Annotated in this window: 24 protein-coding genes; 22 read left to right on the top strand and 2 right to left on the bottom strand. The window is 33.6% G+C overall.

Annotation, left to right across the window (positions count from 1 at the left end; translation table 11 throughout):
- Window positions 1–3,219: a SusC/RagA family TonB-linked outer membrane protein gene (locus JAO71_RS09505; RefSeq protein ID WP_116823366.1), complete on the bottom strand. Its 3,219-nt coding sequence runs from the start codon at window positions 3,217–3,219 to the stop codon at window positions 1–3.
- A 117-nt stretch (window positions 3,220–3,336) separates the two neighbouring features.
- Window positions 3,337–5,025: a ShlB/FhaC/HecB family hemolysin secretion/activation protein gene (locus tag JAO71_RS09500; RefSeq protein ID WP_116823365.1), complete on the bottom strand. Its 1,689-nt coding sequence runs from the start codon at window positions 5,023–5,025 to the stop codon at window positions 3,337–3,339.
- 181 nt (window positions 5,026–5,206) lie between these two features.
- Here JAO71_RS09500 and rpsL point away from each other — a divergent pair, with 181 nt between their 5' ends.
- From rpsL to rpsE, 22 genes are all read left to right on the top strand, one after another.
- Window positions 5,207–5,581, top strand: a complete 375-nt coding sequence (rpsL, locus tag JAO71_RS09495) for a 30S ribosomal protein S12 (RefSeq protein WP_028283866.1) — start codon at window positions 5,207–5,209, stop codon at window positions 5,579–5,581.
- Window positions 5,582–5,603: 22 nt separating this feature from the next.
- Complete coding sequence (gene rpsG / locus JAO71_RS09490; RefSeq protein WP_028283867.1) at window positions 5,604–6,080, top strand: 30S ribosomal protein S7; 477 nt, start codon at window positions 5,604–5,606, stop codon at window positions 6,078–6,080.
- A gap of 6 nt (window positions 6,081–6,086) precedes the next feature.
- Window positions 6,087–8,213 (top strand): elongation factor G, encoded by a 2,127-nt coding sequence (gene fusA, locus JAO71_RS09485; protein ID WP_054851679.1) that lies wholly within the window; start codon window positions 6,087–6,089, stop codon window positions 8,211–8,213.
- Between the two features lie 12 nt (window positions 8,214–8,225).
- On the top strand, window positions 8,226–8,531 hold the full coding sequence (gene rpsJ, locus JAO71_RS09480) for a 30S ribosomal protein S10 (RefSeq protein WP_010181931.1): 306 nt from the start codon (window positions 8,226–8,228) through the stop codon (window positions 8,529–8,531).
- A 143-nt stretch (window positions 8,532–8,674) separates the two neighbouring features.
- On the top strand, window positions 8,675–9,292 hold the full coding sequence (gene rplC, locus JAO71_RS09475) for a 50S ribosomal protein L3 (RefSeq protein WP_054851678.1): 618 nt from the start codon (window positions 8,675–8,677) through the stop codon (window positions 9,290–9,292).
- Window positions 9,292–9,921, top strand: coding sequence for a 50S ribosomal protein L4 (rplD, locus tag JAO71_RS09470; protein ID WP_028289244.1), 630 nt, complete (start codon window positions 9,292–9,294; stop codon window positions 9,919–9,921). Before rplC ends, rplD begins: the two co-directional genes overlap by 1 nt.
- A 6-nt stretch (window positions 9,922–9,927) precedes the next feature.
- Window positions 9,928–10,218, top strand: coding sequence for a 50S ribosomal protein L23 (gene rplW / locus JAO71_RS09465; protein ID WP_028289245.1), 291 nt, complete (start codon window positions 9,928–9,930; stop codon window positions 10,216–10,218).
- Window positions 10,219–10,228: 10 nt separating this feature from the next.
- Entirely contained in the window at window positions 10,229–11,053 is an 825-nt protein-coding gene (gene rplB / locus JAO71_RS09460) for a 50S ribosomal protein L2 (protein WP_028606955.1), read from the top strand.
- Window positions 11,054–11,059: 6 nt separating this feature from the next.
- On the top strand, window positions 11,060–11,338 hold the full coding sequence (gene rpsS / locus JAO71_RS09455; RefSeq protein ID WP_054851677.1) for a 30S ribosomal protein S19: 279 nt from the start codon (window positions 11,060–11,062) through the stop codon (window positions 11,336–11,338).
- Between the two features lie 3 nt (window positions 11,339–11,341).
- Window positions 11,342–11,749, top strand: a complete 408-nt coding sequence (rplV, locus tag JAO71_RS09450; RefSeq protein WP_054851676.1) for a 50S ribosomal protein L22 — start codon at window positions 11,342–11,344, stop codon at window positions 11,747–11,749.
- Window positions 11,750–11,756: 7 nt separating this feature from the next.
- Window positions 11,757–12,473 carry a 30S ribosomal protein S3 gene (rpsC, locus tag JAO71_RS09445; protein WP_028289249.1) on the top strand — a complete coding sequence of 239 codons (717 nt, stop codon included), beginning with the start codon at window positions 11,757–11,759 and terminating at the stop codon, window positions 12,471–12,473.
- Window positions 12,474–12,493: 20 nt separating this feature from the next.
- Window positions 12,494–12,913, top strand: a complete 420-nt coding sequence (gene rplP / locus JAO71_RS09440) for a 50S ribosomal protein L16 (protein ID WP_028289250.1) — start codon at window positions 12,494–12,496, stop codon at window positions 12,911–12,913.
- A gap of 13 nt (window positions 12,914–12,926) precedes the next feature.
- Window positions 12,927–13,118 carry a 50S ribosomal protein L29 gene (gene rpmC, locus JAO71_RS09435; RefSeq protein WP_028289251.1) on the top strand — a complete coding sequence of 64 codons (192 nt, stop codon included), beginning with the start codon at window positions 12,927–12,929 and terminating at the stop codon, window positions 13,116–13,118.
- 13 nt (window positions 13,119–13,131) lie between these two features.
- A complete protein-coding gene (rpsQ, locus tag JAO71_RS09430) occupies window positions 13,132–13,389 on the top strand; it encodes a 30S ribosomal protein S17 (protein ID WP_028283878.1) in 258 nt (85 codons plus the stop codon).
- Between the two features lie 2 nt (window positions 13,390–13,391).
- Entirely contained in the window at window positions 13,392–13,760 is a 369-nt protein-coding gene (gene rplN / locus JAO71_RS09425; protein WP_028283879.1) for a 50S ribosomal protein L14, read from the top strand.
- Between the two features lie 11 nt (window positions 13,761–13,771).
- Entirely contained in the window at window positions 13,772–14,083 is a 312-nt protein-coding gene (rplX, locus tag JAO71_RS09420; RefSeq protein ID WP_028289252.1) for a 50S ribosomal protein L24, read from the top strand.
- 2 nt (window positions 14,084–14,085) lie between these two features.
- Entirely contained in the window at window positions 14,086–14,637 is a 552-nt protein-coding gene (gene rplE / locus JAO71_RS09415; RefSeq protein WP_054851675.1) for a 50S ribosomal protein L5, read from the top strand.
- A 3-nt stretch (window positions 14,638–14,640) separates the two neighbouring features.
- Window positions 14,641–14,910: a 30S ribosomal protein S14 gene (gene rpsN / locus JAO71_RS09410; protein WP_028289254.1), complete on the top strand. Its 270-nt coding sequence runs from the start codon at window positions 14,641–14,643 to the stop codon at window positions 14,908–14,910.
- Between the two features lie 59 nt (window positions 14,911–14,969).
- Window positions 14,970–15,368 (top strand): 30S ribosomal protein S8, encoded by a 399-nt coding sequence (gene rpsH / locus JAO71_RS09405; protein WP_028289255.1) that lies wholly within the window; start codon window positions 14,970–14,972, stop codon window positions 15,366–15,368.
- Between the two features lie 19 nt (window positions 15,369–15,387).
- Complete coding sequence (gene rplF / locus JAO71_RS09400) at window positions 15,388–15,930, top strand: 50S ribosomal protein L6 (protein WP_203000452.1); 543 nt, start codon at window positions 15,388–15,390, stop codon at window positions 15,928–15,930.
- Window positions 15,931–15,939: 9 nt separating this feature from the next.
- Window positions 15,940–16,293 carry a 50S ribosomal protein L18 gene (gene rplR / locus JAO71_RS09395; protein WP_028289257.1) on the top strand — a complete coding sequence of 118 codons (354 nt, stop codon included), beginning with the start codon at window positions 15,940–15,942 and terminating at the stop codon, window positions 16,291–16,293.
- A 6-nt stretch (window positions 16,294–16,299) separates the two neighbouring features.
- On the top strand, window positions 16,300–16,824 hold the full coding sequence (gene rpsE, locus JAO71_RS09390) for a 30S ribosomal protein S5 (protein ID WP_028289258.1): 525 nt from the start codon (window positions 16,300–16,302) through the stop codon (window positions 16,822–16,824).

Genomic DNA, 16,824 nt, shown 5'->3' with positions numbered 1-16,824 from the left:
TTAGAATTGTAACTTTAATGATGCTCCAATTTCACGTATTGTTGGATAAGAACCAGATTGGTATCCTTGAATATTTCCTGAACTTAAACCAGCTTCTGGATCTGCATAAGGTGTGTTTTTATCTATAATCCAAAGGTTTCTACCAATTAGAGATATTGATGCTCCAGTGAATGGTAGTCTACTTAACATATCGTCGTTAAAAGAATATGTTAAGCTTGCTTCTCTTAATTTTATAAAACCAGCGTCATATACGTGTTGGCTATTTGTAGCTCTAGCATATCCCCAAGGGTTAGCATATGTGCTAGCATCTGCTCTAACTGTGTTTGGTGTTCCGTCTGCTTGAACTCCAGGCAAAATTATACCACCACTATCAGCACCAGATGTTACTGGGTTTCTTACGGGATTACCTAAGTCATTTGATCCAGCAGTAATATCGTATAAACCTGTAGCATAACCGTACCATGTATCAAGAGAAAATACATCTCCTCCTTTTTGCATATCAATTAAAAAACTTAGATTAAAGTTTTTGTAATTAATACTGTTGTTTAGTCCTGCTGTCCACTCAGGATTAATATCACCAATAATTTCATTATTTGATGTTCTTTCATAATATCCATTAGCACCAACTATTGGTTGGCCGTTTTCATGGTAAACAAAATCTGTACCTCTAATTGTACCGTAAGGTTGACCGGGAGTCGCGTTTATAGATACACCACCTTGTAATGACGCTAATTGTAGATTGTCTATACCATCAGTAAGCTCAACTACTAAACTTTTGTTTTTTGCCCAGTTTAAGTTAACATCCCAACTGAAATTTTCTGTTTTAATTGGTGTGACATTTAATTGTACTTCCCATCCTTTGTTTTCTATTGTACCTGCGTTTAATAATACAGAAGAGTATCCTGTTGCATTAGATACTGGTACATAAGTAATCTGATCTTTGTTGGTGGTGTTATAGTATGACACATTAAGTCCAGCTCTTCTATTAAAAAATTGAGCTTCAAGACCAAATTCGTAGTTTTCTTGTCTTTCAGGTTTTAATTCTAAATTGTTTCTAGCTCCTGGGTTAGTGGCATATGCTGTACCAGAAAAAGGTGTTTCGATTGTGTAAGTATTAAAAACCCTATATGCAGATGTTGCATTTCCAACTTCAGCATAGTTAGCACTAAGTTTTCCAAATGATAACCATTCAGCATCAATTAATTTAGAAAAAACTAAACTTGATGCTACTGAGAAATAACCATATGTATTGTCTTTAATTGGTAGTGTTGAAGCTCTATCTCTTCTGTAAGTTCCTTCTAAGTAAGCTAATCCATCATAACCTAAACTTGCTCTTGCATATAGACCGTCAACTTTGCTAACAGCTTCATATTCTGTAGGTGCTTCTATAGCATTAACACTATTAGATAAAGAGTATAATCCGGGTAAGTTTAATCCTCCGTTAGTTTGAGCATAAATACTGCTTCTATCATTTCTTCTTAGGTTAAAACCAACATTACCTTCTAAGTTAAGTTTGTCAGTTAAATTTTTATTAGCAGTTAAAATAAAGTCGTAATTATATTCAGCTACGTTGTTATTATATCTTGAATATTTTGAAACGTTAGCACTTCCTACGTTTGTTCTTTCTTCTTGTAATTCAGAATAAGTATCAAAAGTGAATCTTCCTAAGGCACTTAGCCAATCATTGATTTCATAATTTAAGGCAAAGTTTCCAAAGTATCTGTTTCTTTGATCTGTTTCATAATTTTCAAAGAATGTCCAATATGGATTGTCAGAGTAAATTGGAGATAAATCTGTAGGAGATGAAGTGTTCCAAGTGATGTTTTGTCCTGTTGCAAAATAAGCATTTTTTTGAGCTTCTAAGTCAACATTTGTTTGAAACCATTGTCTAAATTGTTGCATAACGTTGTTTGCATCGTATCCAGTACCATATCTTCCTTTTCCATTTGTTTTTGTGTAAGTAAAAGTAGTTGACGCAGTAAATTTGTCGCTTAAATTATGTGAAGCAGAAAAATTTATTGTATTTCTTTTAATTTCACTGTTTGGTAAGTTTCCTTCTTGTAGCATGTTAGTAAAACCTAATCTAAAGCTACTTGTGTCATTTCCTCCGTCTAAAGCAACAGAGTTAACTCTTGTTCCTCCGCTTTTCCATACTGAATTAGGATCGTTTGCTCCTGCTACCCATGGAGTTGCTTGAAGGTATGTGTCTAATTGTGGGTATAATGCATCCCATTGGTATACTAATAATGATGGGTCAAATGCAGCTCCGTAAGAAGCGTCTTCTGTAGTTGGAGTAATCAAATCAGGATTACCATCACCATCGATATCTTCATAAAAAAAGAATCCTGATGGATCATCATAATACGGTCCATAACCGGCACCGTAAGATTTTTGGTATACTGGAAGTGTTTCTGAATCAGCACTTCCTATAGTATAACTAGAGTTTAATGTTACACCAATACCTTTTCTTTTTTTTCCTTTTTTTGTGGTAATCATTACAACACCATTAGATGCTCTTGATCCATAAAGAGCTGTCGCAGCTGCACCTTTTAATACGTTTATTGTTTCAATATCATCTGGATTGATATCTGAAGCTGCATTACCATAATCGTAACCACCACGACCACTTCTTTGTCCGGCAGAGTTTGAGTTACCGTTATCTACAGGTATACCATCTATTACAAATAAAGCTTGGTTATTTCCAGCTATAGATGCGTTACCTCTAATAACAACATTTGTTGATCCACCTAATGTACCAGAGCTTTTAATATCTAATCCAGCTACTTTACCAGATAAAGAATTAACAAAGTTTGATGATTTAACTTTAGAAACTTCGTCTCCTCCAACTTCCTGAGTTGCATAACCTAAACTTTTCTTTTCTCTTTTAATCCCTAACGCTGTTACAACAACTTCATCTAATGTGTTTCCTGGGTTAAGAGATATATTAATGCTACTTGAAGATGATACAATTTTTTCAACTGTGTCATAACCAACATAACTAAACACTAATGTTTCTCCCGTATTTGCTTGAATGGTGTATTGCCCATCGAAGTCTGATGTGCTTCCATTTGATGTCCCTTTTACTACAATGGTTGCAGACGGTAAGGGGAAGCCATTTTCATCGGAAATTGTTCCGGTAATTGTTTGTTCTTGCGCATAAGCGAAACTCGCTAATGTCACACAAAACAATGTTAAAATTCGATTTAAATTTGTTTTCATATTGATATATTAAATTAGTCTTATCTCAAAACTCATAAATTAATGCCAACAAAACAATCATTTTGACGATTATTTTTGATAAAATTTAAAATTTATTCTACAATAGCGTTAAAATACTTAAAATATCGTTTTAATGCTTAGATGTATTTTTGAGTTGGAAAAATTGAAGACTTCGTTTTTTTGCTTTCCATTTGCGTAGATAAATCTTAATAAACCTCCTTTGGTTAAGACTCCAAATCCAAATCCAAATCCGTATAGATTTTCCTCTTGTTTAATTAAGTTGTTTTTAAAAGTTGCAACGTCAATTATAGAATTAACAAAAATGCTATTGCTTAGTCTGTATCTGTATTCTGTATTAAGTATATATAGGCTATTGGCGGTTAAACTGTTTTCTGTAAAGCCTCTTATGCTGTTTATGCCTCCAAATCTAAAAAGTTCATTCTCTAAATAATTTTCAGAATTTAGTAGCTTAATGCTGGTTCTAAAGTAAATACTGTTTTTATTATTTAAATTAAAAATGTGATTAGCATCTATGTTAATTAATGTTTGGTTTAAATTGTTTGTGTTGGATTTTCTTGTGCCATAACCTGTTTCTATTTTTACAAAAGTTTGAATTGGAAATAATAAGTCATCCTTTTGATGTTTGATGTATTGGTATTTTATATTAAAAAAGTTATTGGTATAATCTATTATATTCAAATTAGTGTTTTCATTTGTCAAATCGCTTGATTCGGTTGTTGAAATACCTGTGTAAATAGAGTGTTTATCATTTAGTTGATAAAATAAATCAACTTTTTGATTGGTATTTATAAAGGTAGAGTCTCTTTTAAGGATGCTTAATGAAGCTTCAATGCCTATTGGAGAGTTGAAGATGTAAGGAAGGTTAGTTGTCAGGTTAAAGTTTTTTTGTTCCGTTTCATCTGATTTGTATTCTAGATGAAGACTTTCTCCATAGTTTAAATTGTTAATTAAATTTAAGTTTAAATAACCGTTAAATTCAATTTTATTAGAATTTTCATTTGTTGCAAATCCTAAATAACCATCAAAATTATTACTGGGTGTTTTTTTTAGATAGATATATAGTTTGGTGGAATCTTTTAAAAATAAGACTTCGGGACTTTTTATTTGTTTCGAGAAATTAAGATTGTTTAAGCTGATTGTCTTTGTATTAATTTCATCTAAATTAAAGGTTTTGTCTTTTTTTATTTTAAGAAAGTGTCTTAGGTAAGATTTAGGGAATTTTTCATATCCTTTAATGACAATTCTGTTTAGTACTCGTTTTTTTTCATTAGTATCAATTTTAAGTTTTCCAGTAAGTGTTGAGTCATTTTTCTTTTGTATTTCAATTAAACTTAACTCGCTAAATGGATAGCCTTTGTTGTTGATTATTCTATTTTGAAGTTCTAGGTTTTTTTCAAGCTTTGTGTATTCAGATATATAATAGTTTTTGTTTTTACTCTTTGTAAGATTTAGTTCCTGATATACTGAATCGGTAATGTTTTTTTTGTCTATATATATATGAACAAATTTTATTTTGTTTTTTAGTATTATGATGCACTTGTAATTTGTAGAGTCCTTTGTTGAGATTTCAGTAACTTCATTGTTTAAGTATCCTTCGTTGAATAGTTGTTTTTGAAATGCTTTAATTTCGTTAGTGATAGATTTAGATGAGTAGTGATGCTTGTTGTATGGTATTATTTTTGATTCAGCATTTGGATAGGTTTCAATTTTTAAATTAATATTTTGACTTTGTGAGGTTACAGAGTGTAAAATATAAAGTAATAAAATAAATTTTCTTAAAAGCAATTTGTGTGATTGTAAAGGTGAGAGATAAATTTAACGTAAAAAACTTATTATTTAATATGAGTCTTTGAATATATTTTAAATTCTATTGAAAATTAATGAATTAAGGTTTGATTTATGAATTATAATTCATACATTTGCACCCCTCTTAGAGAGAGGTAACATAAAATTATATTAAAATTATATGCCAACAATTTCACAATTAGTACGAAAAGGAAGAGCCAAAATAACCAAGAAGAGTAAATCGGCTGCTTTAGATTCGTGTCCTCAGAGACGTGGTGTGTGTACTCGTGTTTATACAACGACACCTAAAAAGCCTAACTCAGCAATGCGTAAGGTGGCAAGGGTTCGTTTAACAAACGGAAACGAAGTAAATGCATACATCGGCGGAGAAGGTCACAATTTACAAGAGCACTCGATAGTATTGGTTAGAGGTGGAAGGGTAAAAGATTTGCCAGGAGTTAGATATCACATCGTTCGTGGTGCTTTAGACACAGCAGGTGTTGCAGGTAGAACACAACGTAGATCTAAGTATGGTGCAAAACGCCCTAAAAGTTAATTAAAAAACTTAAGAAGAAGACATGAGAAAAAGAGCAGCGAAAAAAAGACCGCTTTTACCGGATCCTCGTTTTAACGATCAGTTAGTAACTAGATTTGTTAATATGATGATGTGGGACGGAAAGAAGTCTGTAGCTTTTAAAGTATTTTATGATGCAATTGATATCGTAGATACTAAAAAGACAGATGAAGAAAAAACAGCTTTAGAAATTTGGAAAGATGCATTATCTAATGTTATGCCTCACGTAGAAGTACGTAGTCGTAGAGTAGGAGGAGCAACATTTCAAATTCCTAATCCAATACGTGCAGATCGTAAGGTTTCAACTGCAATGAAATGGTTGATTAGTTATTCTCGTAAGAGAAACGAAAAGTCTATGGCATTGCGTTTGGCTTCAGAAATTTTAGCAGCAGCTAAAGAAGAAGGGGCAGCAGTAAAGAAACGTGTGGACACACACAAAATGGCAGAAGCCAACAAAGCATTCTCTCACTTTAGATTTTAATAAGAAATGGCAAGAGATTTAAAATTCACAAGAAATATCGGAATTGCAGCTCATATTGATGCAGGTAAAACTACAACAACAGAGCGTATTCTTTATTACACAGGAGTTTCTCACAAAATTGGAGAAGTACATGATGGTGCTGCTACAATGGACTGGATGGAGCAAGAGCAAGAAAGAGGTATTACAATTACTTCTGCTGCAACGACTTGTACATGGCAATTTCCACTTGAAAATGCTCAACCAACACCAGAAACTAAAGGGTACCACTTTAATATTATTGATACTCCTGGTCACGTTGATTTTACAGTAGAGGTAAATCGTTCATTACGTGTATTAGACGGGTTAGTATTTTTATTTAGTGCTGTTGATGGTGTTGAGCCTCAATCAGAAACTAACTGGAGATTAGCTGATAACTATAAAGTACCAAGAATAGGATTTGTTAACAAGATGGACCGTCAAGGTTCAAACTTCTTAGGAGTTTGTCAACAAGTAAAAGATATGTTAAAATCTAACGCTGTGCCAATCGTTTTAAACATTGGTGATGAAGCAGATTTTAAAGGTATTATTGATTTAGTAAAAAACAGAGCTATCGTATGGCATGACGAAACTCAAGGGGCAACTTTTGATGTTATTGAAATTCCAGAAGATATGAAAGAAGAAGCTCGTAAGTATCGTGCACTTTTAATTGAAGAAGTAGCAAGTTATGACGAGAATCTTTTAGAAAAATTCATGGAAGACGAAGATTCTATTACAGAAGAAGAAGTGCATGCTGCACTTAGGGCTGCTGTAATGGATATGGCAATCATTCCAATGATTTGTGGTTCTGCATTTAAAAATAAAGGAGTACAGTTTTTATTAGACGCAGTATGTCGCTACTTACCGTCTCCAACAGATAAAGAAGGTATCAAAGGAATGAACCCTGATACTGAACAAGAAGAAATTCGTAAGCCAGATGTTAAAGAGCCTTTCGCTGCATTAGCATTTAAAATTGCTACAGATCCTTTCGTAGGACGTTTAGCATTTTTTAGAGCTTATTCAGGTCGTTTAGACGCTGGATCTTATATCCTTAACAACCGTTCAGGGAAAAAAGAACGTATTTCTCGTATTTATCAAATGCACTCTAATAAACAAAATGCTATCGATTTTATTGAAGCAGGAGATATTGGAGCTGCTGTAGGATTTAAAGACATTAAGACTGGAGATACTATGTCTGATGAAAAACATCCTATAGTTTTAGAATCTATGGACTTCCCAGATCCAGTAATTGGTATCGCAGTTGAGCCTAAGACTAAAGCAGATGTTGATAAATTAGGTATGGCTTTAGCTAAATTAGCAGAAGAAGATCCTACATTTACAGCTAGAACAGACGAAGCTTCAGGACAAACAATTATATCTGGTATGGGTGAGCTTCACTTAGATATTATTGTAGACCGTTTAAAGCGTGAGTTTAAAGTAGAAGTTAATCAAGGTCAGCCACAAGTTGAGTATAAAGAAGCTATTACTAGACCAGCAGATCACAGAGAAGTTTATAAAAAGCAATCTGGAGGACGTGGTAAATTCGCAGATATCGTATTTACTATCGAGCCAGCTGATGAAGGTGTAACAGGATTACAATTTGAATCTACAATTAAAGGTGGTAACGTTCCTAAAGAATTTATCCCTTCTATTGAAAAAGGATTTAAAATGGCAATGGCTAATGGGCCACTAGCTGGTTTTGAGGTTGATGCAATGAAAGTTACATTAAAAGATGGATCTTATCACGATGTGGATTCGGATCAATTATCTTTCGAATTAGCAGCTAAACTTGGGTTTAAAAACTCAGCAAAAGCAGCTAAAGCTGTAATAATGGAACCAATCATGAAACTTGAGGTAATTACACCTGAAGAAAACATGGGAGACATTGTTGGAGATTTAAACAGAAGAAGAGGTCAAGTAAGTGACATGGGTGATAGAGCTGGAGCAAAAACTGTTAAAGCTACTGTGCCATTATCAGAAATGTTTGGATATGTTACAACATTAAGAACATTATCTTCTGGTAGAGCTACATCTACTATGGAATTTTCACACTATGCTGAAACTCCTTCAAATGTATCTGAAGAAGTAATCAAAGCAGCTAAAGGCGTTGAAGCTTAAAACTAAAAGAAAATGAGTCAAAAAATTAGAATAAAATTAAAGTCTTACGATCATAATTTAGTTGATAAGTCTGCTGAAAAGATTGTAAAAACAGTAAAGAGTACTGGTGCTGTTGTAACTGGACCAATTCCATTACCAACACACAAGAAAATTTTCACTGTATTACGTTCACCACACGTAAATAAGAAGTCAAGAGAACAATTTCAATTAAGCTCTTACAAGAGATTATTAGATATTTACTCTTCATCTTCTAAAACTATTGACGCTTTAATGAAACTTGAATTACCAAGTGGAGTTGAAGTTGAGATTAAAGTGTAAGTAACACCATTCGTTTAAAGATTTTAAGCGAAACATGTCCTAAGCTTCGAGCGAAGGAAAAACGGTAAAAATACAATTCAAGGCTGAAACGTATTTTCAGCCTTGAGTTTTTAATAAATAGTAACAATAAATAAATAATTATTATGTCTGGGTTAATTGGAAAAAAAATCGGTATGACCAGCATCTTCGATGAAAATGGTAAAAATATGCCATGTACAGTGATCGAAGCTGGACCATGTATCGTTACCCAAGTCAGAACTGAAGAAGTTGACGGTTATAGTGCTGTTCAACTTGGTTTCGATGACGCGACAGAAAAGAGTGCTACTAAAGCTGACTTAGGTCACGCTAAAAAAGCAGGAACTTCTGTAAAACGCAAAGTTGTTGAATTCAAAGGTTTTGATGCGGAGTACAAATTAGGTGATGCTATAACAGTAGATCACTTTACAGAAGGTGAATTTGTTGATGTATCTGGTACATCTAAAGGAAAAGGATTTCAAGGGGTAGTTAAACGTCATGGATTTGGTGGTGTAGGTCAAGCGACTCACGGTCAACATAACCGTTTAAGAGCACCAGGATCGATTGGAGCAGCTTCTTATCCTGCAAGAGTATTCAAAGGAATGCGTATGGCAGGTAGAATGGGAACAGATTCAGTAAAAGTTGAAAATTTAAGAGTTTTAAAAGTAGTTCCAGAAAAGAACTTACTTGTTGTTAAAGGTTGTGTACCTGGACATAAAAACGCTTATGTAATTATTAGAAAATAATGAAAGTAGCAGTTTTAGATATAAACGGAAAAGAAACAGGTAGAAAGGCAGACCTTTCTGACGGTGTTTTTGCTATTGAACCTAATAATCATGCTGTATATTTGGATGTTAAGCAATACTTAGCTAACCAAAGACAAGGTACTCACAAATCTAAAGAAAGAGCTGAGATTACTGGAAGTACACGTAAGATTAAAAAACAAAAAGGAACAGGTACAGCCAGAGCAGGTAGTATCAAGTCAGGTGTTTTTAGAGGAGGAGGACGTATGTTCGGACCAAGACCTAGAAATTATTCTTTTAAACTTAATAAAAACTTAAAACGTTTAGCGCGTAAGTCTGCATTAAGTATTAAAGCAAATGAAAAGTCAATTATCGTTTTAGAAGACTTTAATTTTGATGCTCCAAAAACAAAAAACTTTACAGCAATTTTAAATGCATTAGACTTACAAAACAAAAAATCACTGTTTGTCTTGGGTGCGTCAAATAATAATGTATATTTGTCATCACGTAATTTAAAAAGCTCACAAGTTATAACTAGCTCAGAGTTAAGTACTTATAAAATATTAAATGCAAATCAAATTATTCTTTTAGAGGGTTCTCTAGAAGGAATTGAGTCGAATTTAAGTAAATAGAACAAAATGAATATCTTAATTAAACCTATAATCACAGAAAAAGCAACTGCTAATAGCGAGTTGAATAACTGCTACAGTTTCTTTGTGAACACTAAGGCGAACAAGGTAGAAATTAAAAAAGCAGTGGAAGCTGCTTATGGAGTTTCTGTTGAAAAAGTTCGTACAATTAATGTCCGTCCAGATAGAAGTACCAAGTTTACAAAAACTGGTATTCAGCATGGTAAAACAAATGCTACTAAAAAAGCAATTGTACAACTGGCGGAAGGTGAAATGATTGATTTATACACTAACATGTAATTAAAGACAAATGTCAGTAAAAAAATTAAAACCAATCACACCAGGTCAGCGATTTAGAGTAGTTAATGGATTTGACGCCATTACTACTGACAAGCCGGAAAAAAGCTTATTAGCTCCGAAAAAAAGATCAGGTGGTAGAAACAGTCAAGGACGTATGACAATGCGCTATAAAGGTGGTGGTCATAAACGTAGATATCGTATAATCGATTTTAAAAGAGCTAAGGTAGGTGTTCCTGCAGAAGTTGCATCGATCCAATATGATCCTAACAGAACAGCGTTCATTGCATTATTAAATTATCAAGATGGCGAGAAAACTTATATCATTGCTCAAAATGGTTTACAAGTTGGACAGACAGTAGTATCAGGTGAAGGGGCAACTCCTGAAATCGGTAATGCTATGCCATTAGCTAATATTCCATTAGGTACTATTATTTCTTGTGTAGAGTTAAGACCAGGTCAAGGTGCTGTAATGGCTAGAAGTGCTGGTGCTTTTGCTCAATTAATGGCAAGAGATGGTAAATTTGCAACAATTAAATTACCTTCAGGTGAGACTAGATTAATTTTAGTGACTTGTATGGCAACTATTGGAGCTGTATCAAACTCTGATCATCAATTATTAGTTTCTGGTAAAGCAGGACGTAGTAGATGGTTAGGAAGAAGACCAAGAACAAGACCAGTTGTTATGAATCCAGTTGATCACCCAATGGGAGGTGGTGAAGGAAAATCATCAGGTGGACATCCACGTTCTAGAAACGGTATACCTGCTAAAGGATATAGAACACGTTCTAAAACTAAAGCGAGTAATAAATATATTGTAGAACGTAGAAAGAAATAATAAATCATGGCAAGATCATTAAAAAAAGGACCTTACGTTCACTATAAATTAGAGAAAAAAGTAGCTGCTAATGTAGAATCTAACAAAAAAACCGTTATTAAAACTTGGTCAAGAGCAAGTATGATAACTCCAGATTTTGTTGGACAAACTATTGCAGTGCATAACGGTCGTCAGTTTGTTCCAGTTTATGTTACAGAAAACATGGTTGGACATAAATTAGGAGAATTTTCACCAACAAGATCTTTTAGAGGTCACGCTGGTGCTAAAAATAAAGGTAAAAAGTAAGCTATGGGAAGTCGTAAAAAACAAATGGCAGACGCTATCAAGGAAGGTAAAAAGCAAATCGCTTTTGCTAAACTTAATAACTGTCCTACGTCACCAAGAAAAATGCGTTTAGTAGCCGATTTAGTAAGAGGTGAACGCGTAGAAAAGGCACTTAATATTTTGAAGTTTAGCCAAAAAGAAGCATCTAATCGTTTAGAAAAGTTATTACTTTCTGCGATCGCTAATTGGCAAGCTAAAAACGAAGACGCTAGCATTGAAGATGCAGAGTTATTTGTTAAAGAAATAAGAGTAGATGGTGGATCTATGTTAAAAAGATTACGTCCAGCTCCACAAGGACGTGCTCACAGAATAAGAAAACGCTCAAACCACGTAACAATCGTAGTAGCAGCTAACAATAATACACAAAGCTAAGATAGATATGGGACAAAAGACAAATCCAATCGGAAATCGCTTAGGAATTATCAGAGGATGGGAATCTAACTGGTACGGAGGAAACGATTATGGTGATAAACTTGCCGAAGACGATAAGATCAGAAAATACGTTCACGCGCGTTTATCTAAAGCTAGTGTATCTCGTGTAATAATTGAAAGAACTTTAAAACTTGTAACCGTTACTATCACTACTGCTAGACCTGGTATTATTATCGGAAAAGGTGGTCAAGAGGTAGACAAGTTAAAAGAAGAGCTTAAGAAGATTACAGGAAAAGAAGTTCAGATCAACATTTTTGAAATAAAAAGACCTGAATTAGACGCATTTTTAGTAGCATCTAGTATTGCTCGTCAAATTGAAAATAGAATTTCATACAGACGTGCTATTAAAATGGCTATTGCTGCAACAATGCGTATGAACGCTGAAGGAATAAAGATCCAAATTAGTGGTCGTTTAAATGGTGCTGAAATGGCACGTTCTGAACACTACAAAGAAGGACGTATTCCTTTATCAACTTTCAGAGCCGATATTGATTATGCTTTAGTTGAATCTCATACTACTTATGGTAGATTAGGGGTTAAAGTATGGATCATGAAAGGTGAAGTATATGGTAAAAGAGAGCTTTCTCCTCTTGTTGGCTTAGCTAAGAAGCAAGGAAAAGGTGGACGTCAAGGTGGAAAACCACAACAACGTCGTAGAAAGTAATTTTTTAAAGAACAGAAAAAATGTTACAGCCTAAAAGAACAAAATTTAGAAAAATGCAAAAGGGACGTATGAAAGGGAACTCTGGTAGAGGTCACCAACTTTCAAACGGAACTTTTGGAATAAAATCATTAGATTCTAACTTTTTAACATCACGTCAAATTGAAGCAGCACGTATTGCAGCTACTCGTTACATGAAAAGAGAAGGTCAACTTTGGATTAAAATATTTCCAGATAAACCTATTACAAAAAAGCCTCTTGAAGTACGTATGGGTAAAGGTAAAGGTGCAGTCGAGTATTGGGCAGCAGTTGTTAAACCAGGAAGAATCCTTTTTGAAGTTGGAGGAGTGCCTTTAGATGTTGCTAAAGAAGCATTAAGACTTGCAGCTCAAAAATTACCAGTAAAAACTAAGTTTGTAATCGCTAGAGATTACCAAGCATAATTTATTTGATATTATGAAACAATCAGAAATTAAAGAATTATCTGTAGCTGAGTTACAAGAGAAACTTAGTGAAACAAAGAGAAGCTATTTAGATTTAAAAATGGCTCATGCAGTTTCTCCTTTAGATAATCCAATACAAATACGTCAAGTAAGACGTACGGTTGCAAAAATTGCAACAGAATTAACTAAAAGAGATTTAAAATAATTCTGCTTACAAGATGGAAAAAAGAAACTTAAGAAAAGAGCGTATAGGGATAGTTACTAGCAACAAAATGCAAAAATCAATTGTAGTTGCCGAAGTAAAAAAAGTAAAACACCCTATGTACGGAAAGTTCGTGTTAAAAACTAAAAAATACGTTGCACACGACGAAACAAACGATTGTAATATTGGAGATACTGTAAAGATCATGGAAACTAGACCTTTAAGTAAATCTAAATGTTGGAGATTAGTTGAAATAATTGAAAGAGCGAAGTAATTATGGTACAACAAGAATCAAGACTAAGAGTAGCAGATAACACTGGAGCAAAAGAAGTATTAACAATACGTGTTCTAGGTGGTACTAAAAGAAGATATGCATCTGTAGGTGACAAAATTGTTGTTACTGTAAAAGACGCAACTCCTAATGGAAACATTAAAAAAGGAGCTGTATCTACAGCAGTTGTTGTTCGTACTAAGAAAGAAGTTAGACGTCCAGATGGATCTTATATAAGATTTGATGATAACGCTTGTGTACTTTTAAACCCAACGGGTGAAATGAGAGGTACACGTGTTTTTGGACCTGTAGCTAGAGAACTTCGTGATAAACAATTCATGAAAATTGTATCATTAGCACCAGAGGTGCTTTAATTGATAAAAAGATGACAAAGCTAAAAATTAAAACAGGAGATACCGTAAAGGTTATTGCTGGAGACCATAAAGGTTCTGAAGGATTAGTACAAAAAGTATTTATCGAAAAGAACAAAGCTATAGTTGAAGGTGTAAACATGGTTAAGAAACATACTAAACCAAGTGCACAAAACCCTCAAGGAGGTATCGTAGAAAAAGAGGCTCCTATTAACCTTTCTAACTTATCATTGTTAACTTCTAAAGGAGAAACAACAAGAGTAGGTTACAGAGTAGAAGGTGATAAGAAAGTCAGATTTTCTAAAAAATCTAATGAAGTAATATAGTTATGGAATATTCACCGAGACTAAAAGAAGAGTATAAAAGCAAAGTAATTGCTGCTCTTACAGAAGAATTTGGATACAATAATGTAATGCAAGTTCCTAAACTAGAAAAGATTGTACTTTCTAGAGGAGTTGGAGCTGCTGTTGCTGATAAAAAATTAGTTGATTACGCTGTTGATGAACTAACGACTATAACAGGACAAAAAGCAGTATCAACTTTATCTAAAAAGGATGTTGCTACATTTAAATTACGTAAAGGAATGCCTATTGGTGCAAAAGTTACTTTACGTGGTGAAAGAATGTACGAATTTTTAGATCGTTTAATCACTTCAGCACTTCCACGTGTTAGAGATTTTAACGGTATAAAAGCTACAGGATTTGACGGAAGAGGTAACTACAACCTAGGAGTTACTGAGCAAATAATATTCCCTGAAATAAATATTGACAAAGTTAATAAAATTGACGGAATGGATATTACATTTGTAACATCTGCTCAAACAGATAAAGAAGCTAAATCATTATTAACAGAATTAGGGTTACCTTTTCAAAAAAACTAAGTTATGGCTAAAGAATCAATGAAAGCCCGCGAGGTTAAGAGAGCAAAAACAGTTGCTAAATATGCTGAAAAACGTAAAGCTTTGAAAAAAGCTGGAGATTATGAAGCATTACAAAAGCTTCCAAAAAATGCTTCACCTGTACGTCAACATAATAGATGTAAATTAACTGGTAGACCAAAAGGTTACATGCGTACTTTTGGTATTTCTCGTGTAATGTTTAGAGAAATGGCTAACCAAGGGTTAATACCTGGTGTTAAAAAAGCAAGTTGGTAAAATTTTAATTGGTCTTAGGTTCGATATATTTCGAAAACCAAGCCCGCAAATCAATACATATGTATACAGATCCAATAGCAGATTATTTAACTAGAATTAGAAACGCAGTGCGTGCTAATCACAGAGTAGTTGAAATACCTGCTTCAAATTTAAAAAAGAACATTACTAAAATATTATTCGATCAAGGATATATTTTAAGTTATAAGTTCGACGATTCTACTGTTCAAGGTACAATCAAAATTGCCTTAAAATATAATAAGGAAACAAAAGAACCAGTAATTAGAAAGTTACAAAGAATCAGTAAGCCTGGTTTACGTAAATATTCTAGTTCTACAGAATTACCACGTATCCTTAATGGATTAGGTATTGCTATAGTTTCTACTTCTCATGGAGTAATGACAGGAAAGCAAGCACAACGTGAAAACGTTGGTGGTGAAGTTTTATGTTACGTTTACTAATTTTTAAATCCAGAAGAAAATGTCAAGAATAGGAAATAATCCAGTTGCCATTCCAGAAGGAGTAACTGTAACAGTAGATAATAGCGTAATAACAGTAAAAGGAAAATTAGGAGAACTTAATCAACCTTTTGATACTGTTGACGTAAAAGTTGAAGATGGAAATGTATTAGTTACACGTTCTGCAGATACCAAAGATCAAAAAGCTAAACATGGTTTATACCGTTCATTAGTTTTTAACATGATTGAAGGTGTATCTAAAGGGTGGACTAAAGAATTAGAACTAGTAGGTGTTGGATATAGAGCATCAAATCAAGGTAATGTCCTTGATTTAGCTTTAGGTTTTTCTCATAATATAGTGTTAAGTTTAGCTCCTGAAGTTAAAGTTGAAACAGTTTCTGATAAAGGAAAAAATCCAATAATCAAATTAACTTCTCATGATAAACAATTAGTAGGACAAGTTGCTGCTAAAATTAGAGGATTTAGAAGACCTGAACCATACAAAGGAAAAGGTATTAAATTTGTAGGAGAAATATTAAGAAGAAAAGCAGGTAAATCAGCATAATAATTAGTTATGGCGTTAACAAAAAACGAAAGACGAATAAGAATTAAAAACAGAATCCGTAAGGTTGTTTCTGGTACAGAAACTAGACCTAGATTAGCTGTTTTTAGAAGTAATAAAGAAATTTATGCTCAAATAGTAGATGATGTTAATGGTAAAACATTAGTTGCTTCATCTTCTAGAGATAAAGATATTGCTGCAAAAGGAAACAAAGTAGAAGTAGCTGCATTAGTAGGTAAGTCTATAGCAGAAAAAGCCTTAAAGGCTGGTGTTGAAACTATCGCTTTTGATAGAGGTGGTTACTTATATCATGGTAGAATAAAATCATTAGCTGAAGGAGCTAGAGAAGGAGGACTTAAATTCTAAGAAATTATGTATCAAAAATACAAAAGCGCAGAGTTAGTAAAACCAAGTGGATTAGATCTTAAAGATCGTTTAGTTGGTGTACAGAGAGTTACTAAAGTAACAAAAGGTGGTAGAGCATTTGGTTTTTCAGCAATCGTAGTGGTTGGTGATGAAGCTGGTGTTGTAGGACATGGTTTAGGAAAATCTAAAGATGTTGCTAGTGCTATCGCAAAAGCAATTGAAGATGCTAAGAAAAATTTAGTACGCATTCCTATCATGAAAGGTACATTGCCACATGAACAAAAAGGTAAATTTGGTGGAGCAAGAGTAAACATTATACCTGCAGCTCCTGGTACAGGAGTTATTGCTGGTGGAGCTGTAAGAACAGTTTTAGAAGCAGTTGGTGTACATGACGTATTATCTAAATCTCAAGGATCATCAAATCCTCATAACGTTGTAAAAGCAACTTTTGATGCTTTATTACAATTAAGAGATCCAAAGACGATTGCTCGTGAAAGAGGTATCTCTTTAGAAAAAGTTTTTAACGGTTAA

Source organism: Olleya sediminilitoris (genome assembly GCF_016785945.1).
Classification (GTDB): Bacteria; Bacteroidota; Bacteroidia; order Flavobacteriales; family Flavobacteriaceae; genus Olleya; species Olleya sediminilitoris.
This window is presented reverse-complemented; position numbering and strand designations above follow the sequence as displayed.